The sequence below is a fragment of the Streptomyces ureilyticus genome (assembly GCF_011045025.1).
In the GTDB taxonomy this organism is placed as follows: Bacteria; Actinomycetota; Actinomycetes; order Streptomycetales; family Streptomycetaceae; genus Streptomyces; species Streptomyces ureilyticus.
Genome location: NZ_JAAKZX010000132.1, coordinates 1 through 26753, shown reverse-complemented (window position 1 = coordinate 26753; position 26753 = coordinate 1). Strand labels below are relative to the sequence as shown.

The window sequence follows — 26753 nt, the reverse complement described above, 5'->3', positions numbered from 1 at the left end:
CCCGTACTCCCCAACCCCGCGATCCCACCCGGAACCATGAACCCCGTACCCCTGCCCCGTCCCATACACCGGCTCAGCCGGAGCCTGTCTCGGGGCCGGAGCCTGGCTCGGAACCGGATTCGGACCCGCAGCCGGAGTCGAAGCCGCATTCGGTCCCGGAGCCGCATTCGGCGCCGCAGCCGGATTCGGGTTCGGAGCCGGAGACGGCGCCGCCGCCTGCGGCACAACCCGCGCCGGACGCGCATGCGTCTGCGTGTCCCACGTCTGCCCCTCCCACTGCTGGGTCTGGTGCTGCGCGTCCTCGTCGGACGGCTGCTGCCCGGGCCAGCGGGGCTGCTGCTGATGGGCGCCGTGCCCCTCAGGGGAGCCGTACCCCTCGGGGGAGCCGTGGCCCTCATGGGCGCCGTGCCCCTCAGGGGAGCCGTGGCCCTCAGGGGAGCCGTGGCTCTCGGCTTCGCTCGAGCGGGGGGACCCCCACTGCTGGTTGCTCATGATGTGCTCGTCACCCTCCTGCGAACGGCGGGAGCACCTCGACCGTGCCGCCCTCGGCCAGCCGTACCGTCTCATGTCCGCGGGTGCCCACGGGGTCACCGTCGATGAGGAACGAGCATCGCCGCAGGACGCGGACGAGTTCGCCGGGGTGTCGTTCGCGCGCCGCGTCGAGCGCTTCGGCGAGGGTCTCCGCTTCGTACGGCTCCTCGGCGACGCCGGCGGCGGCCTTGGCGGCGGCCCAGTAACGCACCGTGCCCTGTGCCATCAGGTTCCTCGATCAGTGAGTCAGAGTGAGTCAGTCGGTAACTGTCATTCGTTGCGGTCGGCACGGCCAGGCTAGCCCGCTGCCGAAGCCGCCCACGCACCGATCCGCCCCAGCAGCGCATCGTCCGCCGCGTGTTCCGCGTGCCCCATGCCCGCCTCCAGCCACAGCTCGGCGTGGTCCTCGCCCGCGGCGGCCAGCATCCGGGGGTGGTCCAGCGGGAAGTAGCCGTCGAGTTCGCCGTGGACGATGAGCAGGGGTGTGGGGGCGATCAGCGGGACCGACTCGACCGGGGAGAGCGGTACCGGGTCCCAGTCGCGGTGGTGGATCCGGGTGCGCAGGCCGTAGCGGCTGATCGTGCGGCCGAGCGGGCGGGTCACCACCCAGTGCAGTCGGCGCATGGGCTTCGTACCGCGGTAGTACCAGCGGGCGGGGGCGCTCACCGACGCCACCGCGTCCGTATACGCTCCCGTGCGCCCCACCTGTTCCTGAGCGGGTCCGTGGGCGGGCCCCCGGCGGTGCATCGCCGCGTGCCGGAGCACCACGGATCCGCCCATCGAGAAGCCGACCGTGGCGACGCGGGTGTGGCCGAGCTCTCGTGCCCAGGCGACCGCCGCCGCCAGGTCGAGCACCTCCCGGTCGCCCACCGTGGAGAGACCGCCGGAGGCCCCGTGGCCCCGGAAGGAGAACGTGACGACGGCCGCGTGCTCGGCGAGGAGGCCTGCCACCCGGCGTACGTGTGGCCGGTCGAGATCCCCGGTGAAGCCGTGCGCGACGACGATCGCGAGCTCGCCGGAAGTCGCCCTGAAATGACCGCCGGAAAGATCGCCGGAAAGATCGCCGGAGAGCTCGGAAGGGGACGCTGACGTGCCCTTTCCGGGCTCGTACAGGGCGTCGATCGTGACCCCGTCGACCGTGCGCAGAAACGTACGCCGCTCGGCTCGCGGGGCCGTCTCAGCTAGTGGACGATTGAAAGATCGCGTCACATGACCTGCCGGACCTTGGTTCATGTGGGCTATTCTGCTGGGCAGGAAGGACTCGGGCAGCGTAGCCCCCGGGTCCTTTTGCGCTTTCTGGAGCGATGTATACGAACGCTGTATACGGCGCGAAAGTACGACGTGAAAGCACGAGCCGCGGCGCCCGGGGGCGCGGGAGCCGCACAGAGTTCGAAGCAGTGCCGTAAACGTCCTCGCAGGGACCGAGGAGGAACCAGACGTTATGGGCGAGCGAACCATGCACGACCGTAGGACGACCCGGGTAGGTGGGACACGATGAGTTCTCTGCTGCTCCTGACCAATGCCCTTCAGCCGTCGACGGAGGTGCTTCCCGCCCTCGGCCTGCTTCTGCACAACGTGCGCGTGGCTCCGGCGGAAGGCCCCGCTCTCGTCGACACCCCTGGTGCCGACGTCATCCTCATCGACGGCCGCCGTGATCTGCCCCAGGTGCGCAGCCTGTGCCAGCTGCTGCGGTCGACCGGCCCCGGCTGTCCGCTGATCCTCGTCGTGACGGAGGGCGGTCTCGCGGCCGTCACCGCCGACTGGGGCATCGACGACGTGCTGCTCGACACCGCCGGTCCGGCGGAGGTCGAGGCGCGGCTGCGGCTGGCCATGGGCCGCCAGCAGATCGTCAACGACGACTCCCCCATGGAGATCCGTAACGGCGATCTGTCCGTCGACGAGGCCACCTACAGCGCCAAGCTCAAGGGCCGGGTCCTGGACCTGACCTTCAAGGAGTTCGAGCTGCTGAAGTATCTGGCCCAGCACCCTGGTCGCGTTTTCACCCGCGCCCAGCTCCTCCAGGAGGTCTGGGGCTACGACTACTTCGGTGGTACGCGCACGGTCGACGTGCACGTACGGCGGCTGCGCGCGAAGCTCGGTCCGGAGCACGAGTCGCTGATCGGGACCGTCCGGAACGTCGGTTATCGATTCGTTACGCCCGAGAAACTGGACCGCACCGCGACCGAGCCGAAGGCCCCGGCAGACCGGCCAAAGCCGGAGGATGCGGACGAGACGGCGCACCTGGACGCCGCCTCGGACGCCGGGCTCACGGCGGAGGCCGAGGAAGCCGCCGTACGCCCTGCCCAGAGGTAGGTCCATCCGCGTAGACTCCGCGCGTGGCCAAGGTGACTCGGGATGATGTGGCGCGACTGGCGGGTACTTCCACCGCCGTCGTCAGCTATGTCATCAACAACGGACCCCGGCCGGTCGCCCCGGCCACGCGCGAGCGCGTTCTCGCCGCGATCAAGGAGCTGGGGTACCGGCCCGACCGGGTTGCCCAGGCCATGGCCTCGCGGCGGACCGACCTCATAGGCCTGATCGTGCCGGACGCGCGCCAGCCGTTCTTCGGCGAGATGGCGCACGCGGTCGAACAGGCCGCCTCCGAGCGCGGAAAAATGGTGCTCGTCGGCAACTCCGACTACGTCGGCGAGCGCGAGGTCCACTATCTGCGGGCCTTCCTCGGCATGCGGGTCTCCGGGCTGATCCTGGTCAGCACATCCCTGAACGATCTGGCCGCCGCCGAGATCGAGGCCTGGGACGCCCGGGTCGTGCTGATGCACGCGCGGCCCGAGGCGATCGACGACGTCGCGGTGGTGACGGACGACATAGGCGGCGCCCACCTCGCCACCCGCCACCTCCTGGAGCACGGTTACGAGTACGTCGCCTGTCTGGGCGGCGTCGCGGAGACCCCCACCGTCGGCGACCCGGTCTCCGACCATGTCGAGGGCTGGCGGCGCGCGATGCACGAGGCCGGGAAGTCCACGGAGGGTCGCCTCTTCGAGGCGCTCTACAGCCGTTACGACGCGTACCAGGTCGGCCTGAAGCTGCTGGCCGGGCCGCAGCGGCCGCCCGCGATCTTCTGCTCCACCGACGACCAGGCGGTCGGTGTCATGCGGGCGGCGCGTGAGTTGCGGATCGATGTGCCGGGGGAGCTGGCGGTCGTCGGCTTCGACGACATCAAGGAAGCGGCGCTCACTGATCCGCCGATGACGACGGTCGCCTCGGACCGGTCGGCTATGGCGCGCGCCGCCGTCGACCTCGTCCTCGACGACGGGGTGCGGACCGTGGGCTCTCGCCGGGAGCGGTTGAAGCAGTTTCCTTCGCGGCTGGTTGTGCGGCGGTCTTGTGGGTGCGAGTAGCTCCGCCGGTTAGCGCCGTTTTTTCGGGTGCGGCTCCGTTGTGGCTGGTCGCTCCCCCACTCTCAGCTTCGTTCGAGCGGGGGGACCCCCATCGCGGCGGAGCCGCATGAGGTGACAGCCCCGCGCCCCCTTGCGGGGCGCTTTTATATCGGGCAAACGCGGTTCTAGCGGGCTTCTCAGGAGGGACTCAGGGAGCTCTCATAGTTGCGGGTCAAGCTCTGAGTCATGACCGAGAGCTTCCGCCACAACGGCGAGTACCCCCAGGGCGAACAGCAGCAGCAGTCCGCGTACTCCCAGCAGGAGCACGCCACTGCACAGCAGGAGCACTCCGCTTTCGCGGGAGCCTCCGCGGGCTCCCCCGTAAACCCGGAGTGGCCGCCTCCGCCGGCGTACGAGCCGGAGCAGGCCCCGCAGGCCGCCGCCTCCACCGCTCTCCTCACCGAGCCGGTCTCCCGCGGCGCCACCCGCCGCAGGCGCGCCCGGGGTCCGCTGGCGCTCCTGGCCGCCGTGGCGATAGCCGCCGCGGCCGTGGGCGGAGGCACCGCGTACGCGTTCCAGGAGCTGAGCGGCAACGACACCGGGCCGACCAGCAGCACCACCGCGAGCGTCGTACCCACCGCTGAGAAGGGCACCGTCGCCGGGGTCGCCCAGGCGGTCAGCCCGAGCATCGTCGAGATCAACGCGACTTCGGCGGTGGGCGAGTCCACCGGGTCCGGCGTGATCATCACCAGCGACGGCGAGATCATCACCAACAACCACGTCGTCTCCGGCGCCGACTCGATCAAGGTGCGGACGAGCGACGGCAAGTCGTACTCCGCGGAGGTCGTCGGCACCGACAGCAAGAAGGACCTCGCGCTGATCAAGCTGAAGGACGCCTCCGGGATGAAGACCGCGACGCTCGGCAACTCCGACGGCGTCAAGGTGGGCGACGAGGTCGTGGCGATCGGCTCCCCCGAGGGCCTGACCGGCACCGTCACCAGCGGCATCGTCTCCGCGCTCAACCGCGACGTCACCGTCTCCACGGACGAGAGCCAGGGTCAGGGTCAGGGCCAGGGCGGCGGCAACGACCAGTGGCCGTTCGGCTTCGGCGGCCAGGAGTTCAACGGTGACACCGGTTCGTCGACGACGACGTACAAGGCGCTCCAGACGGACGCCTCCCTCAACCCCGGCAACTCCGGCGGCGCGCTGATCGACATGAACGGCAACATCATCGGCATCAACTCCGCGATGTACTCGCCTGCTTCGGCCACCTCGGCGAGCGCGGGCAGCGCCGGCCTCGGCTTCGCCATCCCGATCAACACCGTCAAGTCCGACCTGGACACGCTGCGGGCCGGCGGTTCCGACAGCTGAACCCCCTCCGACCGGTAGGAGTACGTCATGATCAAGCAGGTTTCGCACACGGCGGCCGGCATCGACCCGGCCGGGTTCGCCCTGGCCCTTGAGGTGGCGTACGCACTGCACGCGCCGCAGACGCGGGCGCCGGAGGTGTCTGCGGCCCCCCAGATGATGGGCCTGCGCGCCACTGCCGCCCGCCCGCACCGCCGCAAGGTGCCGCTGAACCGGCTCACGACGCTGCGCGGCTGACCCCGCCCGGCTCCTCCCACTCTTTACGCGCCCACCGGGAACCATGCGACGCTGACAGCGTTCAGCACCTTCAGTCGTCCCATGTCGTCCCATGTCGTCCACCGCACCCGAGGAACCCGAAGCCCATGAGCCCCGCCGAAGGCGACCGTGACATCCAGCGCATCCTGATCGTCGACGACGAGCCCGCCGTGCGTGAAGCACTCCAGCGCAGCCTCGCCTTCGAGGGATACGACACGGAGGTCGCGGTCGACGGCGCGGACGCCCTGGAGAAGGCGACCGCGTACCAGCCCGACCTGGTCGTCCTCGACATCCAGATGCCCCGCATGGACGGCCTGACGGCCGCGCGCCGCATCCGCGGGGCCGGCGACATGACGCCGATCCTGATGCTGACGGCCCGCGACACGGTCGGCGACCGGGTCACCGGGCTCGACGCCGGCGCCGACGACTACCTGGTCAAGCCCTTCGAACTCGACGAGCTCTTCGCCCGGATCCGCGCCCTGCTGCGCCGCAGCTCGTACGCGGCGTCCATCGCGGGCGCCACCCAGGACGACGAGGCCATGACGTTCGCCGACCTCCGCATGGACCTCGCCACGCGCGAGGTCACGCGGGGCGGGCGGCAGGTGGAGCTGACCCGTACGGAGTTCACGCTCCTGGAGATGTTCATGGCGCACCCGCGCCAGGTCCTCACCCGCGAACAGATCCTGAAAGCGGTCTGGGGCTTCGACTTCGAGCCCTCCTCCAACTCCCTTGACGTGTACGTCATGTACCTGCGCCGCAAGACCGAGGCGGGCGGCGAGCCGCGCCTCGTGCACACGGTGCGGGGGGTCGGGTATGTGCTGCGATCAGGTGGCGCGGAGTGAAGGGAGTCCCGAAGGTCGTACGGCGCCTGCGGTCGCTGCCGATTCGCTCGCGCTTGGCTTTGCTGGTGGCGGCGGCGGTGGCGTTCGCGGTGGCGGCGGTTTCGGTGGCTTGCTGGTTCGTTGTGCAGACGAAGTTGTACGACGAGCTGGACGACGATCTGATGACGAAGTCACACAAACCACAATCGATCGCAGAGATCCAGAGGCTCCTCAGCACCTGCCCCGAGACACCGGGCGACACGGATGGCTACCAGCGCCGGAGCGACTACTACTTCCAGTTGGTCAAGGCCGACGGCACCCCCTGCGCCTTTGGCGACTCCGCGGGCACGGTGAAGGTCACCGACAGCGACATCGATGCGATCGAGAACGCCTCCTCCGGCGGGCGATTCCGCGACGGCACCGACAGCGACGGCAATCACGTACGCGTGCTGACGATTCCCCTCGGCGAGGTGAGCATCGGCGACCAGGTTGTGTCCGAGGGCACCGCCCTCCTCATCGCCTACCCCCTCCACAGCACCGAGTCCACCCTCAACGAACTCGCCCTGCTCCTCCTCGCCGTCTCCGGTATCGGAGTGGCGGGCGCGGGAGTGACGGGCCTGTGGGTCGCCCGCGCCGGCCTCCGCCCCGTAGACCAACTCACGGACGCGGTCGAGCACGTAGCCCGCACCGAAGACCTCACCATCCGCATCCCGGTGGAGGACGCCAGCGAAGACGAGATCGCCCGCCTCTCCCGCTCCTTCAACTCGATGACGGCCTCCCTGGCCTCCTCCCGCGACCTGCAACAGCAACTGATCGCGGACGCCGGCCACGAACTCCGTACGCCCCTGACCTCGCTCCGTACGAACATCGAACTCCTCAGCCGCAGCGAGGAGACGGGCCGGGCGATCCCGCCGGAGGACCGCAAGGCGCTGCTCTCCTCCGTGAAGGCCCAGATGAGCGAACTGGCTTCCCTGATCGGCGACTTGCAGGAACTGTCCCGCTCGGACTCGGGCCAGCAGGGCGACCGCGTCCAGATCCTGGACCTCCAGGAAACGGTGGAGTCGGCGCTGCGCCGCGCCCGCCTGCGCGGCCCGGAACTGACGATCACGGCGGACCTCCAGCCGTGGTACGTACGCGCCGAACCCACAGCGCTGGAGCGGGCGATCGTGAACGTCCTCGACAACGCGGTGAAGTTCAGCCCCGACGGCGCCACGATCGACGTCAACCTCAAGGCCGGCGAACTGACGGTCCGCGACCACGGCCCCGGCATCCCCACCGAGGACCTCCCCCACGTCTTCGACCGCTTCTGGCGCTCACCGAGCGCGCGAGCACTACCGGGCTCGGGCCTGGGCCTGTCGATCGTGGCGCGTACGGTCCAACAGGCGGGCGGCGAGGTGTTGTTGACCCCGGCGGAGGGCGGCGGAACGGTGGCGACGATACGGCTGCCGGGGGCCGCTACGCCGCCGCCGGAGCTGCCGTGATCGACGAACGCCGTCTCCGGAGGGCGGTCCCCGGCGTGGAGGTCAGTAGAAGCCGAGCATGCCGGGGGAGTCGATGTCGACGGTGACCACGCCAGGCGGGTAGTTCTGCTCCCGGTCCGTGAGCAGGATCGACATCCCTGTGAACTCGGGGCGCGGCAGGGCGCAGTACAGAGCGTGGCAGGTGTCCGCGCCGCGGTAGCCGTCCCGGATCATGGTGCCGACGGTGACCGACGCGACCGTGTTCAGGTCATCGACGACCACCGAGGAGAACGCGAGCACCTTCCGCGCGACCCCTGCGTCTTCCGACTCGGCCTGCATCAGGCAGAGGGCGGGAACGCGGAGGACGTCGCCCGGAGTGTGCGCCATGTTCCCGACGAGAAGGTTCAGAGTCTTGTGCCCGTCTGCGAGGGCACGGGTGGCACCTGTGTCCAGAATGATCACGCAGCAGCTCCACGCGCCATACGAACCTTCTCGGCAGCGATCTTGTAGATGTTGCCGAGTACGTCGGGCGCCTGGTCGAACTCCTCGTCGCTGATGTCAACGCCGATCACTTCGCGGACAACCTGCCGGTCAGCCGCCACGCGCTCTGCGATCTGCTCCGCCGTGGGTTGCTGCGAGGCCAGCTCCTCGACGAGTTGCCCCAGGGTCATCCCCCGCTCCTTGGCGACCTGGGCGAGATGGTCGCGGGCCTGTCGGGACACCTGAATGGTCGTGTTCTCTGCCATAGCTCCACCATAACCACGCCACAGCCTGCGAGGACCCCAATTTCCGCCCGCTTCACTCGATGGCGCTCTCCCTCATATCGCCCTTGAGCCCATCCACGAACGCCAACGAGGCCATGGCCGAGAACACCAGCAGACGGACCGCCGGGACCGTGCCTCCCTCACACCGGAGCTCACCCCGTCGAAAGCCCGCTCCCCACGCGATCTAGGCTGGGACCGGATCTTGAACAGGGGGACAGGGGGACAGGGGGAGCGGGCAGTGCGGGTAGAGCGGATAGAGCGGCACCGGGTCGGTGAGGCGGTGGTCTCGGCCGTACGGGAGGACTTCACCAACCGCATCGGCTCACAGGTCCATTCGATGTCGAGGGCCGGGCGGATGACGTCGTACGAGTGGTGGATGCTGGCCGAGGAGTTCGTCGACTACCTCGGTGCGCTGTCCGTCGAGACGCCAGATCTCCACACCCCGGAGCCGAAGGCGGTGTTGCAGGACGCCGCCGAGGCCGCCGCCGGAGCCGTGGCGTACGCGGCGTACTACCCGCACGCCCACTTCCAGGTCTTCCTCAACTACGTCAACTGGGGCATGGTCTACGAGGCCGGGTCCGAGGGCAGCCCCGAGTCGGTCACCGCTGCCCAGTGGCTCGACGCCTTCTGCCTGGCCGTTCTCGCCGACAAGGCCCAATGGCACGGCGAGGCCTTCCACTTCGCCCGCGAACAGCCCCAGAAGGGTCGGGCCGGACATCCCGACGCCGAGCTGATCAACGGCTTCATGGCGTACGTCCTCGGCGACACCGGAGACGGCGGCGCGAACCACCCGCCGTCCCGCGAGGAGAAGCTCGCCGCGATCGACGCGGCCCGAGTGCGGTCCCTCGATGCCGAGAGCACCGAGACCGCCGAGAACCTCGTCGACCATCCGTACGGCATCGGCCTGCACGCCCTGCGCGCGCTGACCGTCGGCGACCAGGACGAGTTCGGGAGGGCGGTCGTGCGGCTGCTGCTCCCCCTGACCGCCATCCCCGGTCCGGGAGCACGTCCGAACAGCCTGCTGCCGCTGCTCCCGCTCGCGCTCACAGCACTGGCGTACCGCCGCGAGGGCTGGCCGCCTCCCGTCGACTCCGACTACCTTCCGCACGCGCTGATCACCGGTTTCGAGACCGCGCCACCGAGGGTGGGTGCGTACGGCCGTGACCGGAGCGCGGAGGCGATCACCGAACTGGCCCACGGTGTGGTCGAGTTCGAGCGTCCCGTGGATCCGCAGCCGCTGACCCTCGAGAGCGCGGCCCAGTTCGAGCGGTTCACCAGGGAGGCCTTCACGCCGGTGCCCGGCGAGCAACTCGCCGTCTGGCAGCTGGCGCACGCGATGACCGACCAGGAGATCCTCTTCAAGACCCGCGCCTCGCACTCCGCCGACGTCACGGACCTCCAGCTCGGAAACCTGCGGCTCGCCGCGGAGTTGGGCGCCGCGCTCTTCCGTACGACGCTCGCGGAACCCGACACCGACATCGAGGTGACGATCGACGGTACGACGGTGAGGTATCCCGCGGGCCTCCACGAGGAAGCCGGGCCGGACTCCTGGCACAAGGCCGTCGACTTCGCCCTGATCACGGGTCGCCGCGAGGACCTGGCACCGCTCGTCCTCGCCGGCCCGACGCGCGCTCACAAGGACGGGTCCCTCTTCGCCTCGTACCGCGAGGCCCTGCACGACTACCTGCGCGGCGAGGACCCGGAACCCGCCACGAACCGCGCGCTACAGGACTGCGAGAAGGCGAAGAACCAGACCTTCCTCCCGCCCCCGGCCGTCCTCTTCTCCCAACTCGTCGAAGGCGACGAGCAAAGCTTCAACCTGGCTCTCCTGGACGCCCTGGAAGCCCACCGCGACCACCACCGCATCGCCGACCGCGCCACAGACTGCGACGCCGCGATCAACCTGGACATCCTGGCCCTGACCTGCCATGCACGTCGCCGCGGCTGGAACATCCGGGTCACGTCGCCGTACCTGCCGGCGCGGATTCTGGGGGCGGCGGAGCCGTTCTAGGCCCGCACTTGGTGCTTGACCTGTGCGAGGAACGACGCCCAAGAGGTCGCGCCGAAGACGAGTACGCCGCCGTCCGGGGCCTTGCTGTCGCGGACCGGGACTATGCCGACGTAGCCGTCAGCGACCTCGACGCAGTTCGAGGCTCCCCCGTCGCTGTAGGACGACTTGCGCCACACGGCGGTGCCGAGGTCGGGGGTTCGGTTCATGATCTGCACTCCTCCAGAAGGCGCTTGATGAACGCCGTCGACTCCACCGGAGTCAGGGCCGCGTCCCTGACCAGATCGTAGGACAAGCGGTAGGCCAGGACCTTGTCCGGATCGTCGATCAGAACGCCGATCCCGTTGCCTTCCACGTAGGCAACGGGATCGCCGACTCGCTGCCACAACAGGATGAGGTCGCTGTTCATGAGGTCGTGCACGCCAGCCGTGTAGGGCAGCACCTGGAGCGCGACATTTGGGAGTTCCACCGCGTCCAGCAGATGCGACAGCTGGTCTGCCCAGACCTTCGGGTCGGGAACCGCGCGCCGCAGCGCCCCTTCGTCCAGGATCACGCGCACGCTCGGCGCCGGATCCCGGTACAGCAACTCCTGCCGTTCCAGGCGCAAGGCCACCTGCTCCTCGACTTCCGAGCCGTTGCCAGCCGTTGTCTGAGCGCCAGACAACCCTGACAACACCGCTCGGGCGTAGTCCTCGGTCTGCAACAGACCCGGCACCCGAAGCTGGAACAGCCACATGACGCGTGCCGTGGCTTCCAGTTCCATGAAGGCCTTGTACTTGTCCTTGATGACCTCCTTGCGCGCGTCGCGCCACAAGCGAACCAGCAGGTCATCAGTGCCGTGATACCTGTCCAGGTCCTCCATGACCGCCCGTTTGGAGAGCCGTTCCCCCGTTTCCAGGCGGTACAGATAGCTCTTGTCGTACGCCGTCTCCTCGGACAACTGCCCCAGCGACTTGCCGGCCTTTTCCCGCAGGAGCCGCAACGTCCGCCCGAGGGCTGCGCGCCGCGACTGCCCTTCCGCGTCAACCTGTTCGTCCATGTCACCCCTCACCGTTGCCTGGGCGCCAGACAACGCCCACCCTCTTCCGCAGCGTACGTCCGAGCAGTGACGATCGAGACACGAACGGTAATCACCGCTCGTCACGACGGCGCCAACCGGCAAGAAGGAGCCCCGACATGAGCACACGTATCGCGGAACTCTGCGAGTCAGTACTGCGAGCCTTGCTACGCGTACTGCTGCCCGCACGGGGCCGCCACCGAGCGGCCCCACCCCAACTCACCTACCGCGAAAGGCGATTGCAACGCCGACGCCGCCGCGAGCTCTGGCTGGCCGTACAGGGCATCGACGTCGGCCCCCGCTGCATCCACGGAGTGGAGCTCCGCGCATGACGCCCCTCCGCCTGCTGCCCTGGACCACCCCCGAGGGCAAGCCCTGCTACCTCAGCACCGACAACGACGAGAGCATGCTCTCCCTGCTCGCAGACGACGTAGAAGAGGCCCAACTCCACTCCGGAGAACAGGTACTCGCAGGAGCCAGAGCAGTACTCGCGGACACCAAAGCCGGTGAACGGGCCGTGCGCTTCGCGCTCACGAGGGCGGCGGAGTCCCTGGGCGACGTACTGCGCATCGCGACCAGCCGCGGCGCGCGCATCCAGATGACGGATGCCGAGGCGAGTACGCCGTCGCATACACCGTGACGCCGCGATCCGACCGCCGCCCGGGCTCTCCCCCCTCGGGCCGCCCAGTCGGCCGTATGTCCGGGGCGGGATGAGATCACCCCGCCCCGGACATACGTTCCCCCGTTCCGTCCCCCGTTCTCCCCCGGCAAAGGAACGGACAACGCACACGCTAGGGATCGTCGGCGATCCGTGCCACGTCACGTGTGCACGGTTACCGGGGGTCGCACCCACCCGGTGCACGGGCGGCGGCCCTCGCGCACAACCGGAGGGGCGAACTCCTCAGCCGTGCACAGGGCGGGACGGCAGGCGCGGGAGGCCGGTGGTGGCGTGGAGGGCGAAGGCCAGGGGGCGTACTCCGCTCAGTACGTGGTCGTCGTCGTCCGGGAGGCTGTCGCTGTCCAGGTCCAGGGTCAGTTCGCGCTGGATGAGGGGGGCGGCGGTGCGGAGGTGGGCGCGTACCGTCACCGGGGAGATACCGAGGGCCGTGGCCGTCGACTCCACGTGGGTGTCGTTCTCCAGCCAGGCGCACAGGGTGCGCGGGAGGTCACGCGGGTCGTCCTTCAGCGGGCGCAGGAACGACTCCGCCCAGGCCCGCACCTCGGGTACCGACATCATCGCCGCGAAGTCGGCCTCCAGGTCGGCCGAGAGGTCGTCGTGGCCGTGCGCCATGACGATCTTGAGGGCCGTCGAGACCAGGATCTGGTTCAGGACGCGGTCGCGGTCGAGGCCGAGCAGGTCGAAGCAGGTGTTCATGCGGTGTGTCACGGTGTTGCGGTGGACGCCCAGCAGACGGCCGGCCGCCTTGTGCCGGACCTCCAGGCCCAGGTCCAGGGTGCGCAGCAGCTGGTCGCGGCGGCTCATGGGCAGGGTCAGCAGGGGGTGCAGCAGGGTTCCGGCCCAGCGGCGGGCCGTCTTCGGGGGCAGTACGTCCACGAGATGCATCCGGTCTTCGCCGAGCGCGACCCGGTCGGGCAGCCGGCTCGCCTGCGCGAGGGCGTTACGTGCCTCCTCGTAGGCGTCCGCGACCTCGCCCAGCTCGCGCACCCGGCTGCCGCCCATACGGTGACTGGGCAGCGAGGTGACGATCCGCCGCAGGGCTTCGGCCGTCTCCGAAGGTGTTCCCGAAGGCGTTCCCGAAGTCGTACCTGACGGCAAGTCCGAAAAGTCGTACGTGTTCCCAGGGGCGCCGTCGCGCGCCGGGTCCACCACGATCAGGTGGTTGAAGGCGGGGCAGCGCACCATCAACGCGTGGTCGGCGACCGCGCGTTCGGCGAGCCGGGCGGTGATCTCCCGGTCCTCGTCCGCGCAGTCGATCACATAGACCCGTACGGACTCCGTGTCCAGCAGCCCCGGAGCGAGCGGAGCCATCACCCGCTGGGCGGCGGCCTCCTCGCCGATCATGAGCAGCTGGAAGGCGCTCAGCTTCAACGCCCGCTCGGCGTCGGCCACTTGGTGGTGGCGTCGGCCGGCCTGGTCGATCAGGCCCAGCACCTTGGCCGCGTGCCGCGTCAGATCGGTACCGGCGTCGCCGAAGGGGCGGCGCGCGGTCACCGCAAGGACCGTGCCCGACCCCGCGCCGGCGAGCGGCACGAACCGCGTGTTCGGTGACGGAGCACCGGACGGCTCCACGCTCCGGCCGACGAGCAGCGGCGCGAACGTCCCCGGCGCCGTCGTCGGCGACGCGGCCAGCACACCCCGCTGGGTATCGCTGACCAGCACCTCTCCCTCCAGCGCCGCCGCCAGCCAGTCGGCGACGTGCTGCATCACCGCCACGTCCGCGTCGTCGAGGCGGTCGGGCAGCCGGTTCAGCAGGGCGGCGAGCTGTTCGGCCTGCCACTCCGCGTGCCGGCGGCGGTACTCACGCACCCGAGGGGCCAGTTCGCTCCACTGCTGAAGCGACTTCGTCGTGGTCAGCAGCGGCAGGCTCAGCCGGGCCGCCGAGATGCGGATCAACGCCGGAACGGCCGCGGCCCCGTGCCGGTCGACGGCCACGACCAGGGCCGTGGCCCGCTGCCGCGCCAGCTCGCGCAGCAGCCGCTCGGCCGCTTCCCTGGCCTCGGCCTTGCCGTTGCCGTTGCCCGACTGCCGGTCGGCGGGTCCGTCCGCGAACGGGCGGATCACCACGAGCTCGTCGCCGACATCCGCGAGCGGATCACGTTCCCAAGAGGTCCCCGGCAGCACCCGTACGGCATCGACGACCCGGTCGGCGGCCGGCGGACTGCCTGCGACGATACGCAGCGAGAAGTCAGGCTCCGCGCACATGTCGCCCAACGTGAGCATGACGTCCTCCCTCCGGAATGCCCGGTGACCTCGTGGTTCTTGCGGTTCGCGAAGGTTCGCGAAGGGTCATTGTCGCCGAGTCGACTTCAGGAAGCCACAGGGCAGCGGGCCGCCGCCACAGAGGTACGCAGCCGTAGCCGCAGACGTACGGACTCACAGTCTGCCCAGGTTTTCTGAGACATCTCTGATGAAACCGTGATGGCGCCGTGAAGTACGTCCGGTTCACTGGCACTTGACCGGCGGCCCCCGCACCTCTTCTCGGCATTCGCCTCTCCTCCGCCGCCTGGCTCTGCTTTTCCCCCACGTAAGGCAAGACCGGCGTCATCCGGTGCCGGTGAGCAAGCAGGAGCGTACATACGTGAAATCCGCACTCAAGTCCGTGTTGAAGAGGGGCGCCCTGGTCACGATGACCACCGCCCTGGCCGTCACCGGCCTCGCGGCCACCGCCGGGACCGCCAACGCGGCCCCGGGCGGCCCGGGCGGCTCCACCAACATCCGGGGTGTGGACCCCGGCGACACGGACCTCATGATCGAGCGGCTCTGCAGCCAGGAGGCCGACGACGACGGCCGGGTCCACGGCTCGCTCAACGTCGAGACCGGGCAGTTCCGGACGTACGACGAGGTGTACGCCGAGGCCGAGCGCCTTGGCCACTCGCCCACCGCTCCCTGGGAGTACTTCAGCGGGTACTGCACCTACCCGCAGGCCTCGACCTGGTCCATCAAGGGCGAGACGGTCCGCACCTCCCGCTGGATCGGCAACCAGGGCACGACGGGCGACAAGGAAACCATCGTCCGGAACTACACCACGAAGACGTCCGCCAAGAAGAGCGTGGGCGCCAAGATCAGCCTCTCCTTCGCCAAGGGCCTCTTCGGCGGCGGTGCGGAAAGCAGCTTCAGCTACGAGTGGGGCTGGGAGAAGAGCTCGTCCTTCGAACTCCGCAGCGAGAAGTCCATCCCGGCGTGCGCCCAGATCGCCACGACGTGGACGCCGTACCAGCGCGTGGTGCGCGTGAACCCTGTCTTCAACGTCACCAGCTACAGCTGGCACAAGGGCGGCGACCCGAACGACTCGGACAGCTGGGAGAACACCACCACGTGGCGCGGCCGTGACGCCTCCTGGCAGAAGATCTACTCCCACGGCTACTACATCGACGGCGTCTCCGACAAGCTCCTCCCCGACGGCTCCCCCGACGGCCGCGAGGACAAGATCCAGGAGAACCTCGACCCGTCGAAGTGCGCCAAGTGACATAGCCTGCCGCCCTCTACAGCAGCGTGCCTCCGCCCTAACCTGAACTAGGGCGGAGGCACGCTGAGTTGGTACCGGGGATCAGCCGCCGACCGACAGCCCCTCCCCTGTGACCCGCACCCGGATCCCGTCCTTCTGTACCCGTACGTCCTGCAGTCGTACGTCCCCGTCCGCCGGCTTCGGAAGGCGGAAGCCGAGGGAGAGACGGTCGACCAGGACGGGGCGGGTGAGCTGGGTGAGGCCGTCGAGGAGGGCCGGGTCGAAGCCGAGGCGCTTCAGCAACGCGGGGTTGTCCGCGGCGACATCGATGAGGTTGAGGTTCATCGCCTCGCGGGCGAAGTCCGCGGAACCGGTGAGTTCGGCGAGCTTGGTGTCGTCGCGGAGCGCCTCCTGGACCGCCGACCGCGGGACTCCGAGGCGTTCGACGATCGCGGGAATGGCGAGCAGGGCTTTGGCCTTCTTGGTCTCCTTGGCCAGGCGCTCGGCCGACGTGGACGTCAGGTGCAGGCCCTCGGTGGGGCGGGAGCCCGGCCGGTAGGTCGCCAAGTCGCCGATGTCCAGGCGCATTCCGTCGATTTCGGTCGAGATGCCGCGGTCGCCGTCCCGCTGGATCCGCGCGTCGGCGCGCAGCCGCAGATTCTGCCCGGCGACGGGCAGCGTGCCGCGCGCCCGCACCTCGTCGGTGCCGTGACCGGTGAACGTGACCTGGGATGCGCCGAGTTCACGGTTCAGGTCCGCGAAGGAGAGCAGCACCTCGCCCTGCAACTGGGGGATGGTGGCGCCGCGTACGGAAGTGAGGCCGCCCTCGATCCGGATGCCCGTGGCCGTGGCCGATACCTTCGCGAGGGAGACCCGGTCCGCCGCCACGTCCGGCACGGTCACCTTCACCGTGTCGACCCGGCTGTCGGCGAGCTGCGTGAGGAAGGGGAAACCACCGATCTCCACCTCGGGCGCGGCGCTCAGGTCCAGCTGGTCCTTGAGCTTGTCGGCCGCCGCGTGCTCGGCGTAGAGGAGGGCCCAGCGGTCGCCGAGAGTCAGGAACGCCGCGAGGACGACGAGCCCGATCACCGCCTTTAAGGCAAGTGGCAGGCCCGCGAAACGGTTCTTCCGGCGGCGGGTGCGGGCGCCCCGGCGGTGGTTGGGCGGGGCCCAGTCCTCGTCCGTCGTTGGCGCGTCGAGGTCGTCGATGTCGTCGTGCTCGTCATCCGCCTCGTGCAGGAACTCCTCCAGCGGCCCGTCGTCCAGGGCGCCGAGTTCGTCGTACGGGTTCGTATAGGGAGGCGTCGCTGCGGGATGCGTCTCTATGGGGTGGGGGGTACGCATCGGCTCATCTCACCATGCGTACCGACCCCACCCGCAAGTTCTACTGCCAGTAAGGGAGATTCCTCACGGGATTCCTCAGGAGAACCTTCAGGAGATTCCTGACGACGTCACTGCACGACCGTGATCCGGTCCGCCGCGGGGGGCGAAATCGGGTTCGTGGCCGAGGAGTTGGCGGTGAGGTACTTCTCCAGGGCCGTCAGGTCGTCGGAGCCGACCACGTCGTTGGTGCCCTGGCCCAGCGTGGTGAAGCCGTCGCCGCCGCCCGCGAGGAAGCTGTTGGTCGCGACACGGTAGGTGGCGGCCGGGTCGATGGCGGCACCGTTCAGCTTGACCGAGTCGGCCACGACACGGTCCGCGCCGGTCTTCGTCAGGTCCAGGGTGTACGTCAGACCCGACGACACCTGGAGAACCTTCGGCGAGGCCGCGTTGGCGCCGGTCACCTGCTCCTGGAGCACCTTGACGAGCTGGGCGCCGGTGAAGTCCTGGAGGTTCACCGTGTTGGCGAACGGCTGCACCGCGAAGCCCTCGGCAAACGTGACGACCCCGTCGCCCTCGTCGCCCTTCGCCGCGAACGTCAGACCCGTACGGATGCCGCCCGGATTCATCAGCGCGAGATCCGTCTCGGGATCCAGCTCCTTGCCGTGCGCGAGCTGCGCGTCCGCGATCAGGTCGCCGAGCGGGGACTCGGTGCCGGTGGCGGGGATGTCGGCGGAGATGTGGCCGATGGCGCGGTTGCCGATCGGCGCCGCGAGGGTGTTCCACTTCTTGATCAGCTCGGTCATGTCGGCAGCCTTCGGGACATCCCGGGTGACCACGTGGTTCGCCGAGTCGACGGCCGTACGCGCGATGTCGCCGGTCCGGCGGTCGTACGTCAGCGTCGTGTCGGTGTAGAGCCGGCCGAAGGACGCGGCCGAGGTGACCGTACGCGGCCTGCCCGAAGGGTCGTTGATCGTGCAGGCGTACGCGGTGTGCGTGTGGCCGGTGACCAGGGCGTCGACCTTCGGCGTGATGTTCTTCGCGATGTCCACGATCGGGCCGGAGATGCCGTCGCCGGCGCCCGGCGAGTCGCAGTCGTAGTTGTACGCCGTGGACGCCGGGAAGCCGCCCTCATGAATCAGCGCGACGACCGACTTGACGCCCTGCTTCTCCAGCAGCTTGGCGTACTTGTTGATCGTCTCGACCTCGTCCTTGAACTTCAGGCCCTTGACGCCCTCCGCGGAGACGATGCCCGGGGTGTCCTCCAGGGTCACGCCGATGAAGCCGACCTTGACGCCGTTCTGCTTCCACACCCAGTAAGGCTTGAGGATCGGCTTCTTGGTCTTCTCGTCGAGGACGTTGGCGGCGAGGTAGGGGAAGTCGGCGCCCTTGAACTTCTTGCCCTCGACGTAGCAGCCGTCGGTGGGGTGGCAGCCGCCCTTCTGCAGGCGGCGCAGTTCCTTGGCGCCCTCGTCGAACTCGTGGTTGCCGACGCTCGTCACATCCAGGTCCAGCTTGTTCAGCGCCTCGATGGTGGGCTCGTCGTGGAAGAGCCCGGAGATCAGCGGGGAAGCGCCGACCATGTCGCCACCGGCCGCTGTGACGGAGTACTTGTTGCCCTTACGGGCCTGCCGCAGATGCGTCGCGAGGTACTCGACCCCGCCCGCGTCGATGGTCTCGGTGTGCCCGTCCTCGTGCACCTCGGTGACCCGGCCGGAAGAACCGGACGGCGGCTCCAGATTGCCGTGCAGGTCGTTGAACGACAGCAACTGCACGTCCTGGTAGCGGCTCGGCTTGTTATAGCCGCCGGGCTTCTTGCTCTTGGCTTCGCTCTTGGTCTCGCCCGCCGCCGCCGGCAACGCGGCGATCAGCGCGCCAACAGTGGCGATTCCGGCGGCGGCCGCGATGAGCCGCCGGGTCCGGCGTCTCTGCTGGTGCGGCTGGGGTTTGGCTGACATGTGCCCCCCTGTGGGTCGGCTGAGTTCTGGGCCCCGTCGGGCCGCAGCCTAGAGTCAACGCGCGTAGCGCGAACAGGGGTTCAGGGTTACGGACTGATTGCCGTTGGGGGCAATTCACCATGAACGGGACGGATTTGCCGCGCTACGGTTCCTGGAGACTGAGCGCACTTTCGAAGTCCGGTGCGCTTCCGAGCTCCGTAAGGGGCGCGGGGCAGCATCAATGTGCGGCTCCGCCGCGATGGGGGTCCCCCCGCTCGAGCGAATTCGAGAGTGGGGGAGGGACCAGCCGCAACGGACCCGCAGATCCACACCGCCCTTCCAGCGGAACGCTTCACTTCGAACCGCATATCCAGCAGGGCGCGAGCCCCTTACCCTCATACTCATGACCAGCGACGACACCGCCCCGGCCGTCCCCACGCGCACCCTCGACACCCTCTCCGAACTGACCCCCGCCCAGACCGGGGCAGTCCTCGCCCTCCTCGCGGAGTCCGCCCGGACCGACGGTCAGCAAGCGGTGTCCGAGCAGGGCCGGCTGCAGCTCACCGGAGGCCCGCGGCCGGGCGTCCGGCATCTGCTGCTGACCGTGCAGGGCCAGCTCGTCGGCTACGCGCAACTCGAGGACACCGACCCCGTAGAGGCCCCGGCCGCCGAGCTGGTCGTGCACCCGGCGCATCGCGGGCGCGGTCACGGCCGGGCCCTCGGCAGCGCCCTGCTCGCGGAGTCCGGCAAGCGGCTGCGCGTCTGGGCCCACGGCGGCCACTCCGCCGCCCGCCACCTCGCCCAGGTCCTCGGCCTCACCCTGTTCCGCGAACTGCGCCAGCTACGGCGCCCGTTGACCGACCTCGACCTGCCCGAGCCGACGCTTCCCGAGGGCGTGACGGTACGCACCTTCGTCCCCGGCGAGGACGACACGGCCTGGCTCACCGTGAACGCCGAGGCCTTCGCCCACCACCCCGAACAGGGCTCCCTCACCGGGCGCGACCTCGACGACCGCAAGGCCCAGCCCTGGTTCGACCCCTCCGGCTTCTTCCTGGCCTTCCGCGGCGACGAGCTGATCGGTTTCCACTGGACGAAGGTCCACGCGGAGGAGGGCCTCGGCGAGGTGTACGTCCTCGGCGTACGCCCCGGCGCCCAGGGCGGCGGCCTCGGCAAGGCCCTCACCACGATCGGCCTCCGCCATCTGGCGGCCCAGGCCCTGCCCACGGCCATGCTGTACGTCGACGCGGACAACACGGCGGCGGTGACGGTGTACGAACGCCTGGGCTTCGAGACGTACGAGACGGACCTGATGTACCGCACGGAGTCGTGAGCGCGGCTTCTCGGAGTTGAGCTCGCGGCCTCTCGGAGTTGAGCTTCAGGGGCCGGCGGACGCCAAGTGCAGGCGTCAGTGACGGGACGCGAAGACCGCCCGGAACCGGCGCCGACGGACGGGTTCCAGCAGGCAGGCGGCCCAGACGAGCGCGGCGCCGGCCAGGAGCCACGCCCACGACCGGTGGACCTCGTCCCAGCGGTCGGCGTGCGGCTGGACGAAGAGGGTCCAGCGGTCGGGCATCAGCAGGGGCGCGGCCAGTCCCGTGAGCAGGAGTGCGGCCGCCGCGGCCTGCCCCGGCTCGGGCTCGTCCCGCATCCGTACGGCGGCGGCGCCCGCGAGGAGCGCGAGCACGGCGGTGGCGGCGGCCTCCAGGGTCATGTCCCCCACGGGTGGCCGCACCTCCGCCGGTACGAGGAGCAGCGCGGCCGTCCACCAGCCGACGGCGACCGGGGCGACGAGGGCCACCCGCAGCCCCGCCCGCACCGCCCGCCGGACCGGCACCCCCGCGGTGGTGTGCCGGGCCGGGTCGTCCATCAGGAACGCAAGTCCGAGCCCGAAGGCGAGCCCGGCGCCCCGCAGCAGCAGGAGGGCGATCCGGTCCGGGGTTTCTCCCGACACCAGCCGCGGCACGCCGACGAGCAGCAGCCCCACGGTGCCGCCCGCGGCGAGCGGCAGCCAGGGGAGTGTGCGGGCCACGGGCAGGACCAGGGCGCGGATGATGCCGGCCATGGAGGGAGCGGGCCGGGGGCGGGGCTCGCGGCCCGGCGCCGGCTGACTCGGTGGCGCGCCGCCCGGCGTCGGCCGACCGCTCCCGTGCCCCCGGGCAACCCGGCCATGACGGTCGTCCCGCCCTCCGGCGGCGCCCGCCGTCACGCCCCGCACTCGTCCTCCTCCTCTTCCTTCCCCTGCGGCACCGGCACGTCCAGCAGCTCGGCCGCCCGCGCCGTGGACGTCTTCGGTGACGTCAGCTCCATCCAGTTGGCCTTCACCTTGACCGTGATGCTGTAGCGCGGGCGCTCGAGCATCTCCCGTACGACGTCGGTCTGTTGGGCGGACATCGAGAGCGGATGCGTCGGAGCGAGGACGATCGCGGAACCGGAGACGCTGTCGTCCAGACGGACGTTCTTCAACGACGTCATCGGGTCGGGTGCGGAGCCAAGGGCCAGCCACATCACCACGACCGTCCGGGCGTCGCAGAGCTGCCCGGCCGCCTCCTCGTCGCCCGCGACCAGCACGGAGGCGACACCGACGGCGAACTCGGGGATCCGGTTGCCGCCCCAGCGCGTGCCCACGGTGACCTCCCCCGGCGTACGGGAGGGGTCGAACGTCGAGGCCTGGTCGAGGCCGTAGTCGCGGGCCTCGACGCGCTGGCGGACCGTGAGCGGGGTCCCCCCGGCGGCGCCGCCCGCGAGGGACTGCACGCGCCGGACGGTGCCGGCCCAGTCCTCGGTGCGCCCGGTCCACTCGGGGAACGCGCAGTACGTCGACCGGTCGTGCCGTATGCACGTCTGGTCCTTCTCGGGGGTCACCGAGGCCCGCACCCGGGCCTCTCTCAGCGCGGGCGAGTCACCCGCGGACTGGGCCACCGCGCCCGTCAGGGTCAGCGCGGCCGAGCCGACGGCGACCGCCTTGACCAGCCGCGCCCGGCCCCCGCCGGCCAGTACCGCGAGCCAGAGCAGCAGGACGGTCAGCCCCACCAGATACAGCACGTGCCAGGCGGCGGGGCGGCCGAGCAGGTCGGAGGGCAGCGGCTCGGCCTGGGACTCGGAGGCGACCGGCCACAGCCAGCGCATCCAGCGCGGGTTGCCCACGCCCGCGGTCAGCAGCGTGGTGCCGACAAAGCCGCCGAGCGCCAGGAGCGGCACGGCGAAGGAGGACGGGATCAGCCGGGCGAGCAGGACGCCGAGGACGCCCAGGAGCAGCACCGACAGCGGGGCCACGGCCAGTTCGGCGTACGAACCGTGCCCGACCGCGCCCGGCTTCAGGGCCTGCCAGGTGAACTGTCCGGCGACGGCCAGCGCGACGGCGACGGCGAACGGCACGACCGACAGGGCGTGTGCCACCGTGCGCCGCCAGGGCTCCATGACCAGTACGTCGAAGTGCCGGTCGGTGCCGCGCCTGCGGGAGCGCAGCACGGCCCGGTTGGCGCAGATGAGCATGGCGACCGCGATGAGCATCGGCGGCATCTGGGTGGCGCGGTCGGCGTCCTGGAGCACGGGGAAGGCGTTCATGCCCTCGCGATCGGACGTCCACACCTGCCAGCCCAGGTAGCCGACGTACAGGAGGGAGAAGAACAACACCGGTATCTGCAGCAGCAGTTCGCGTGCCTCGACGCGGGCGAGGGCGAACACGGCGGCCCAGCGCCGGGGTTCGGGCGCGGCGACGACGGACGTGGGCCGGGCTTCGGTCAGCGTACTCACGCGGTCACCTCCGAGGATGAGGCCGAGGCGGCGTCCGAGGCGTCCAGGGTGAGCAAGTAGCCGTCCTCCAGGGTGGGTTCGACGAGGGTGGCGCCCTCCGGCGGATCTCCGACGTTGCGGAAGGACCCTGTGCCCGTACGCCAGCCGGCTCTCGCGCCCGGGTCCCGTTCCGTACTGCTCCACACCCGTCCGTCCGCCCGCGCGGTCAGCTCGGCCGGTGTGCCCTCGAAGCGGACGACACCGCCGGCCATGACGATCACCCGGTGGCAGAGCATGGCCACGTCCTCGGTCTGGTGCGTGGAGAGCAGGACCGTACGTCCCTCGCCCGCCGACGCGATCAACTCCCTGAACCGCATGCGCTGTTCGGGGTCGAGCCCGACCGTCGGCTCGTCGAGGACGAGGAAGCCGGGGCCTCCGACCAGCGCGGCCGCCAGCGCGACCCGCTGCCGCATCCCGCCGGACAGCCTGCGGATGCGCTTGCCGCGTACGTCCCCGAGACCGACCTCGTCGAGCACGCGCCGCACCTCACGGTGCCGGGCCGCGCGGTTGGTCATCTCCTTCAGGATCGCCACGTAGTCGACGAACGCGAAGGCCGTGAAGTCCGGGTGGAAGCCGGGCGTCTGCGGGAGATAACCCAGCGCGCGCCGCACGTTCTGCCGCCCGGCCGTCGTGTTCGGGTCGTGCCCGAGCACCGTGAAGGCACCCCGGTCGGCGGGCACGGCGGTGGCCAGCACTCGCAGCAGGGTGGTCTTCCCCGCTCCGTTGGGCCCGAGGAGCCCGGTGACGCCCGCGCCGAGCCGCAGCGACACGTCGTCGAGGGCGGCGGTGCTGCCGTAGCGGAGGGTCAGCCCGGCGGCGGACACCGTGGGCGGCGTGGGCAGGTCGGTCATGCGTGAACTCCTGTGGAAGAGAGCGGAAGCGTAGGGACGGCGGCGGCCGGCACAGGGCGCCGGAGAGCGGCAGCGGCGGCTCTCATCCGTCGCCTCCGCTGTCGGAGGAGGACCAGGAGGACGAGGAGGCCCCCTGGCGGGATGTCCCCGAGACGACGACGGCGACGATGCGCAGCAGTCCGACGACGCCCGAGGCGACCATCAGCGCGGCGGTCTTGAGCAGCTTGAGCGTCCTGCGGGTGGTGTTGGACATCACGCCGCACCTCCATCCTGAAAGCCCGCGAACGGCGTGTGCGCGGAAGTCGAGTCGAAACGGTCGCGGCTGAGGTAGAGGAGCCCGGCGGCGAACGCGGCGACCACAGCCGCCACCCCCTGCCCGGCCACCGTGTACGGCGCGAGGGTCCCCTCGGTCTGCGCCTCCGCGATCACCAGCACCGCGACCCACACCCCTGCGACCAGCCCAGGAGCGAGGACCGGCCCCAGCCGGGGAGCCAGAGCGAGCCCGGTCGCGGTGAGGGCGAGCGCGGGCAGCAGCCAGGCCAGGGCCCGCAGTCCGTACGAGGGGAGCGCGAGCGTCGCAAGGCCGTTGAGGCCGAGCCCTACGGCCAGCACGGCAACCGTACGGATCAGCAGCAGACGAAAGCCGTGCATCGGAGCGACGACGGTCATCTCGTACGTCGGGTCCAGCGCGGGCCCGTAGGACAACGCGACCCCGGCGAGGGGCAGCAGGGGGGCGAGGGCGAGGAAGAGCGTCGGTGTCTCCGACGCCCGTACGGAGTTGGCGGCCAGCACCGTCATGACCAGCACGGCGGCGACCGCACCCAGCCAGGACAGCCGCAGCACGGGCGTGGCGGCGAGCAGCCGGGCCGTGTGGTCGGCGACCCCGATCCGTACGAGCAGCGACTCGACGAACCCGGGCCGCGGCGCGTCCAGTTCGGCGTCCAGCCGCTCCCAGCCCTCGTCCAGGGCGACCGGGTCGCCGACCTCGTTCAGCACGGCCCGGCACTCGGCGCAGGCGGCGAGGTGCGTGTCGGCGGACCAGAGCGCGGGCGGCGCCAGTTCGCCCCGTACATAGGCGCGGAGATCGTCCTCGGCTACATGCCAGCTCATGCCAACTCCTCCCGCAGCTGCTTGCGGGCCCGCAGCGCCCGCGTCTTGACCGTGCCGGGCGGGATGCCCAGCAGGACGGCCGCTTCCCGGGTGGTCAGCCCGTCGATGACCGTGGCCTGGAGGACGGACCTGAGCTCCGGCGACAGCCGGACGAGCGCGCCCGCGAGGTCCCCGTGCTCCACCCCGGCGAGCACGCGCTCCTCCGCGGACGCCTCGTCCCGGTGCCGCAGCCGCGCGAGCGTCTGCCGCAGCCGGCCCCGAGCCCCGTCGTTCCGCAGCGCGTCGATCAGCCGCCGCGAGGCGATCCGCCACAGCCAGCCCGCCACATCGCCGTCCTCCCGATAGCGGGCGGTGCCCCGCCACACGGCGAGGAACGTCTCTTGCACGACGTCGTCGACGACCCCGGCATCGGCGCATCGCCCGCGCATCCGTGCGGTGAGCCACTGCGCGTACCTCCGATACAGCTCTTCGAAGGCGCGCCGGTCCCCGTCCGCCGCGACCGCCCGCAGCAGCTCCCCGTCGCTTCGTTTCTCGCTCACAACTCCTCATCGGACGAGCCCCGCCGATCGGTTCACGGATCGGTTCACATGATCCGGAATCCTCGGGATCCTGAAAGACCTTGACACCCAACCCCACTTGCACCACCCTTTCACTACTCAATTAGTGAAAGGGTGGTTGTCCGAGTGGTCGCGTACCGCATCGACCGGCGCACTGGCGTCGCCACCTACGTCCAGATCGTCCAGCAGACCAAGCAGGCCCTCCGCCTAGGTCTGCTCGAGCCCGGCGACAAGCTCCCCACGGCCCGCGAGGTCGTGGAGGCCACCGCCATCAATCCGAACACCGTCCTGAAGGCCTACCGCGAACTGGAGCGCGAGGGCCTGGTCGAGGCGCGGCGCGGCCTCGGCACGTTCGTACGGCGCTCCCTGGGCGCCGCCCGGGCGGACTCACCGCTGACGGCCGAGCTGTCCGACTGGGCGGCCCGCGCCCGCGCGGAGGGCCTGGACCGGGACGACGTGGCCGCGCTCTTCACCGCCGTACTCGACGAACACTTCGCCGCGGAACTCAACGAAGACCACGAAGACCACGAGCACGAAGACCACAAGGAAGACCTCAAGGGGGACCAGGAATGACCGACACCGCCATCGAGGCGGCCGCGCTGGGCAAACGGTTCGGGCGGCGGGGAAAGTGGGCGCTGCGCGACTGCACGCTCCGGCTCCCGGCCGGACGCGTCTGCGCGGTCGTCGGCCCCAACGGCGCGGGCAAGACGACGCTGCTCGCCGTCGCCGCAGGCCTGCTCGGGCCGACCGCGGGTTCGCTCACCGTGCTCGGCACGCACCCCGTCGAGGCCCGCCCGCGCATCGCGTACGTCGCCCAGGACAAGCCCCTGCACCTCCAGCTCACCGTCGCCGACACCCTGCGCCTCGGCCAGGAGCTCAACCCCGGCCGGTGGGACGCGACCGTGGCCGAACGAGTAGTGGCACAAGGCGACTTGGACCCCAAGGCGCGCGTCCGTTCCCTCTCCGGCGGCCAGCGCACCCGGGTCGCGCTCGCCCTCGCGCTCGGCAAGCGCCCCGAACTCCTCCTCCTGGACGAGCCGATGGCCGACCTCGACCCGCTGGCCCGCCACGAACTGATGGGCACCCTGCTCGCCGAGGCCACCGAGAGCGGCACCACGGTGGTGATGACCTCCCACGTCGTCGCCGAACTCGAGGGCTCCTGCGACTTCCTGCTGCTGCTCGGCGCCGGCCGGGTGCGCCTCGCGGGCCCGCTGGAGGACCTGCTCGCCGCGCACACCCTGCTCACCGGCCCGGCCGGCGCCCTCGACACCCTCGCGCCGCACACCGTCGTCGAGTCCCGCACCACGGGCCGCCACCTCTCCGCCCTCGTCCGCGCCGCCGGACCGCTGGACGGCGCCTGGCAGACCGCCGAGCCGTCCCTCGAGGAGCTGGTCCTCGCCCACCTCCGCAGCCCGGACGCCCCCGCGCTGACCCTCGACCCCGCCGCCGCCCGGGAG

28 protein-coding genes are annotated in these 26753 nt (G+C 70.5%); 13 read left to right on the top strand and 15 right to left on the bottom strand.

Annotation, left to right across the window (positions count from 1 at the left end):
• Nucleotides 1–502 precede the first annotated feature (502 nt).
• Entirely contained in the window at nt 503–757 is a 255-nt protein-coding gene (locus tag G6048_RS31895) for a MoaD/ThiS family protein (protein WP_033324387.1), read from the bottom strand.
• Nucleotides 758–828: 71 nt separating this feature from the next.
• The gene (locus G6048_RS31890) at nt 829–1764 is read right to left on the bottom strand and encodes an alpha/beta hydrolase (protein WP_165343076.1); all 936 of its coding nucleotides are present in this window, start codon (nt 1762–1764) and stop codon (nt 829–831) included.
• Between the two features lie 261 nt (nt 1765–2025).
• Here G6048_RS31890 and G6048_RS31885 point away from each other — a divergent pair, with 261 nt between their 5' ends.
• The 6 genes from G6048_RS31885 to G6048_RS31860 all read left to right on the top strand — a co-directional run bounded on the left by G6048_RS31885 (nt 2026) and on the right by G6048_RS31860 (nt 7794).
• The gene (locus G6048_RS31885) at nt 2026–2844 is read left to right on the top strand and encodes a winged helix-turn-helix transcriptional regulator (RefSeq protein ID WP_165343075.1); all 819 of its coding nucleotides are present in this window, start codon (nt 2026–2028) and stop codon (nt 2842–2844) included.
• A 23-nt stretch (nt 2845–2867) separates the two neighbouring features.
• Complete coding sequence (locus tag G6048_RS31880; protein ID WP_165343074.1) at nt 2868–3890, top strand: LacI family DNA-binding transcriptional regulator; 1023 nt, start codon at nt 2868–2870, stop codon at nt 3888–3890.
• 225 nt (nt 3891–4115) lie between these two features.
• Nucleotides 4116–5240: a S1C family serine protease gene (locus G6048_RS31875; protein ID WP_165343073.1), complete on the top strand. Its 1125-nt coding sequence runs from the start codon at nt 4116–4118 to the stop codon at nt 5238–5240.
• Between the two features lie 27 nt (nt 5241–5267).
• Entirely contained in the window at nt 5268–5474 is a 207-nt protein-coding gene (locus tag G6048_RS31870) for a hypothetical protein (RefSeq protein ID WP_165343072.1), read from the top strand.
• A gap of 125 nt (nt 5475–5599) precedes the next feature.
• Entirely contained in the window at nt 5600–6334 is a 735-nt protein-coding gene (locus tag G6048_RS31865; protein ID WP_165343071.1) for a response regulator transcription factor, read from the top strand.
• Entirely contained in the window at nt 6331–7794 is a 1464-nt protein-coding gene (locus G6048_RS31860) for a sensor histidine kinase (protein ID WP_165343070.1), read from the top strand. Before G6048_RS31865 ends, G6048_RS31860 begins: the two co-directional genes overlap by 4 nt.
• 42 nt (nt 7795–7836) lie before the next feature.
• Here G6048_RS31860 and G6048_RS31855 read toward each other — a convergent pair whose 3' ends face one another.
• Nucleotides 7837–8235 (bottom strand): PIN domain-containing protein, encoded by a 399-nt coding sequence (locus G6048_RS31855; RefSeq protein ID WP_165343069.1) that lies wholly within the window; start codon nt 8233–8235, stop codon nt 7837–7839.
• Entirely contained in the window at nt 8232–8519 is a 288-nt protein-coding gene (locus G6048_RS31850; protein ID WP_165343068.1) for a hypothetical protein, read from the bottom strand. Before G6048_RS31850 ends, G6048_RS31855 begins: the two co-directional genes overlap by 4 nt.
• Before the next feature lie 256 nt (nt 8520–8775).
• Between G6048_RS31850 and G6048_RS31845 the strand changes: the two genes are divergently transcribed.
• Entirely contained in the window at nt 8776–10548 is a 1773-nt protein-coding gene (locus G6048_RS31845) for an immunity 49 family protein (protein ID WP_328827548.1), read from the top strand.
• On the opposite strand, the gene G6048_RS31840 is transcribed toward G6048_RS31845, so the two are convergent.
• Nucleotides 10545–10754 (bottom strand): DUF397 domain-containing protein, encoded by a 210-nt coding sequence (locus G6048_RS31840; protein ID WP_165343067.1) that lies wholly within the window; start codon nt 10752–10754, stop codon nt 10545–10547. The two genes, G6048_RS31845 and G6048_RS31840, sit on opposite strands and share 4 nt — an antisense overlap.
• A complete protein-coding gene (locus G6048_RS31835) occupies nt 10751–11584 on the bottom strand; it encodes a helix-turn-helix domain-containing protein (RefSeq protein ID WP_165343066.1) in 834 nt (277 codons plus the stop codon). Before G6048_RS31835 ends, G6048_RS31840 begins: the two co-directional genes overlap by 4 nt.
• Before the next feature lie 137 nt (nt 11585–11721).
• Here G6048_RS31835 and G6048_RS31830 point away from each other — a divergent pair, with 137 nt between their 5' ends.
• Nucleotides 11722–11934: a hypothetical protein gene (locus tag G6048_RS31830; protein WP_165343065.1), complete on the top strand. Its 213-nt coding sequence runs from the start codon at nt 11722–11724 to the stop codon at nt 11932–11934.
• Entirely contained in the window at nt 11931–12242 is a 312-nt protein-coding gene (locus G6048_RS31825) for a hypothetical protein (RefSeq protein WP_165343064.1), read from the top strand. The genes G6048_RS31830 and G6048_RS31825 overlap by 4 nt, the downstream gene beginning before the upstream one ends.
• 261 nt (nt 12243–12503) lie before the next feature.
• Here the strand turns inward: G6048_RS31825 and G6048_RS31820 are convergent, their stop codons facing one another.
• Nucleotides 12504–14504 carry a hypothetical protein gene (locus tag G6048_RS31820; RefSeq protein ID WP_165343063.1) on the bottom strand — a complete coding sequence of 667 codons (2001 nt, stop codon included), beginning with the start codon at nt 14502–14504 and terminating at the stop codon, nt 12504–12506.
• A gap of 358 nt (nt 14505–14862) precedes the next feature.
• Here G6048_RS31820 and G6048_RS31815 point away from each other — a divergent pair, with 358 nt between their 5' ends.
• Nucleotides 14863–15750, top strand: a complete 888-nt coding sequence (locus G6048_RS31815; RefSeq protein ID WP_165343062.1) for a hypothetical protein — start codon at nt 14863–14865, stop codon at nt 15748–15750.
• Between the two features lie 81 nt (nt 15751–15831).
• Here the strand turns inward: G6048_RS31815 and G6048_RS31810 are convergent, their stop codons facing one another.
• Both G6048_RS31810 and G6048_RS31805 read right to left on the bottom strand, forming a co-directional pair.
• Nucleotides 15832–17073, bottom strand: a complete 1242-nt coding sequence (locus G6048_RS31810; protein ID WP_165343061.1) for an LmeA family phospholipid-binding protein — start codon at nt 17071–17073, stop codon at nt 15832–15834.
• Between the two features lie 107 nt (nt 17074–17180).
• Nucleotides 17181–19007 (bottom strand): bifunctional metallophosphatase/5'-nucleotidase, encoded by a 1827-nt coding sequence (locus G6048_RS31805; RefSeq protein ID WP_165343060.1) that lies wholly within the window; start codon nt 19005–19007, stop codon nt 17181–17183.
• A 382-nt stretch (nt 19008–19389) separates the two neighbouring features.
• Here G6048_RS31805 and mshD point away from each other — a divergent pair, with 382 nt between their 5' ends.
• The gene (gene mshD / locus G6048_RS31800; protein ID WP_165343059.1) at nt 19390–20316 is read left to right on the top strand and encodes a mycothiol synthase; all 927 of its coding nucleotides are present in this window, start codon (nt 19390–19392) and stop codon (nt 20314–20316) included.
• Nucleotides 20317–20391: 75 nt separating this feature from the next.
• Here the strand turns inward: mshD and G6048_RS31795 are convergent, their stop codons facing one another.
• From G6048_RS31795 to G6048_RS31770, 6 genes are all read right to left on the bottom strand, one after another.
• Nucleotides 20392–21048 (bottom strand): ABC transporter, encoded by a 657-nt coding sequence (locus G6048_RS31795; RefSeq protein ID WP_165343058.1) that lies wholly within the window; start codon nt 21046–21048, stop codon nt 20392–20394.
• A gap of 140 nt (nt 21049–21188) precedes the next feature.
• Nucleotides 21189–22739, bottom strand: a complete 1551-nt coding sequence (locus G6048_RS31790; RefSeq protein WP_165343057.1) for an ABC transporter permease — start codon at nt 22737–22739, stop codon at nt 21189–21191.
• Entirely contained in the window at nt 22736–23629 is an 894-nt protein-coding gene (locus tag G6048_RS31785) for an ABC transporter ATP-binding protein (RefSeq protein ID WP_165343056.1), read from the bottom strand. Before G6048_RS31785 ends, G6048_RS31790 begins: the two co-directional genes overlap by 4 nt.
• 82 nt (nt 23630–23711) lie before the next feature.
• Nucleotides 23712–23882, bottom strand: coding sequence for a hypothetical protein (locus tag G6048_RS31780; RefSeq protein WP_165343055.1), 171 nt, complete (start codon nt 23880–23882; stop codon nt 23712–23714).
• The gene (locus G6048_RS31775) at nt 23882–24739 is read right to left on the bottom strand and encodes an anti-sigma factor (protein ID WP_165343054.1); all 858 of its coding nucleotides are present in this window, start codon (nt 24737–24739) and stop codon (nt 23882–23884) included. Before G6048_RS31775 ends, G6048_RS31780 begins: the two co-directional genes overlap by 1 nt.
• Complete coding sequence (locus G6048_RS31770) at nt 24736–25278, bottom strand: RNA polymerase sigma factor (protein WP_165343053.1); 543 nt, start codon at nt 25276–25278, stop codon at nt 24736–24738. The genes G6048_RS31775 and G6048_RS31770 overlap by 4 nt, the downstream gene beginning before the upstream one ends.
• A 144-nt stretch (nt 25279–25422) precedes the next feature.
• On the opposite strand from G6048_RS31770, the gene G6048_RS31765 reads away from it, so the two are divergent.
• Complete coding sequence (locus tag G6048_RS31765; RefSeq protein WP_165343052.1) at nt 25423–25869, top strand: GntR family transcriptional regulator; 447 nt, start codon at nt 25423–25425, stop codon at nt 25867–25869.
• Nucleotides 25866–26753: ABC transporter ATP-binding protein (locus G6048_RS31760; protein WP_165343051.1), on the top strand; the 888-nt coding region annotated here is incomplete at its 3' end. The genes G6048_RS31765 and G6048_RS31760, both read left to right, overlap by 4 nt.

Coding starts and splice junctions, on each gene's coding strand:
- G6048_RS31895 (WP_033324387.1), bottom strand. CDS start 757: ATGGCACAGGGCACGGTGCGTTACTGGGCCGCCGCCAAGGCCGCCGCC.
- G6048_RS31890 (WP_165343076.1), bottom strand. CDS start 1,764: ATGAACCAAGGTCCGGCAGGTCATGTGACGCGATCTTTCAATCGTCCA.
- G6048_RS31885 (WP_165343075.1), top strand. CDS start 2,026: ATGAGTTCTCTGCTGCTCCTGACCAATGCCCTTCAGCCGTCGACGGAG.
- G6048_RS31875 (WP_165343073.1), top strand. CDS start 4,116: ATGACCGAGAGCTTCCGCCACAACGGCGAGTACCCCCAGGGCGAACAG.
- G6048_RS31870 (WP_165343072.1), top strand. CDS start 5,268: ATGATCAAGCAGGTTTCGCACACGGCGGCCGGCATCGACCCGGCCGGG.
- G6048_RS31865 (WP_165343071.1), top strand. CDS start 5,600: ATGAGCCCCGCCGAAGGCGACCGTGACATCCAGCGCATCCTGATCGTC.
- G6048_RS31850 (WP_165343068.1), bottom strand. CDS start 8,519: ATGGCAGAGAACACGACCATTCAGGTGTCCCGACAGGCCCGCGACCAT.
- G6048_RS31840 (WP_165343067.1), bottom strand. CDS start 10,754: ATGAACCGAACCCCCGACCTCGGCACCGCCGTGTGGCGCAAGTCGTCC.
- G6048_RS31835 (WP_165343066.1), bottom strand. CDS start 11,584: ATGGACGAACAGGTTGACGCGGAAGGGCAGTCGCGGCGCGCAGCCCTC.
- G6048_RS31830 (WP_165343065.1), top strand. CDS start 11,722: ATGAGCACACGTATCGCGGAACTCTGCGAGTCAGTACTGCGAGCCTTG.
- G6048_RS31825 (WP_165343064.1), top strand. CDS start 11,931: ATGACGCCCCTCCGCCTGCTGCCCTGGACCACCCCCGAGGGCAAGCCC.
- G6048_RS31820 (WP_165343063.1), bottom strand. CDS start 14,504: ATGCTCACGTTGGGCGACATGTGCGCGGAGCCTGACTTCTCGCTGCGT.
- G6048_RS31810 (WP_165343061.1), bottom strand. CDS start 17,073: ATGCGTACCCCCCACCCCATAGAGACGCATCCCGCAGCGACGCCTCCC.
- G6048_RS31805 (WP_165343060.1), bottom strand. CDS start 19,007: ATGTCAGCCAAACCCCAGCCGCACCAGCAGAGACGCCGGACCCGGCGG.
- mshD (WP_165343059.1), top strand. CDS start 19,390: ATGACCAGCGACGACACCGCCCCGGCCGTCCCCACGCGCACCCTCGAC.
- G6048_RS31795 (WP_165343058.1), bottom strand. CDS start 21,048: ATGGCCGGCATCATCCGCGCCCTGGTCCTGCCCGTGGCCCGCACACTC.
- G6048_RS31785 (WP_165343056.1), bottom strand. CDS start 23,629: ATGACCGACCTGCCCACGCCGCCCACGGTGTCCGCCGCCGGGCTGACC.
- G6048_RS31780 (WP_165343055.1), bottom strand. CDS start 23,882: ATGTCCAACACCACCCGCAGGACGCTCAAGCTGCTCAAGACCGCCGCG.
- G6048_RS31775 (WP_165343054.1), bottom strand. CDS start 24,739: ATGAGCTGGCATGTAGCCGAGGACGATCTCCGCGCCTATGTACGGGGC.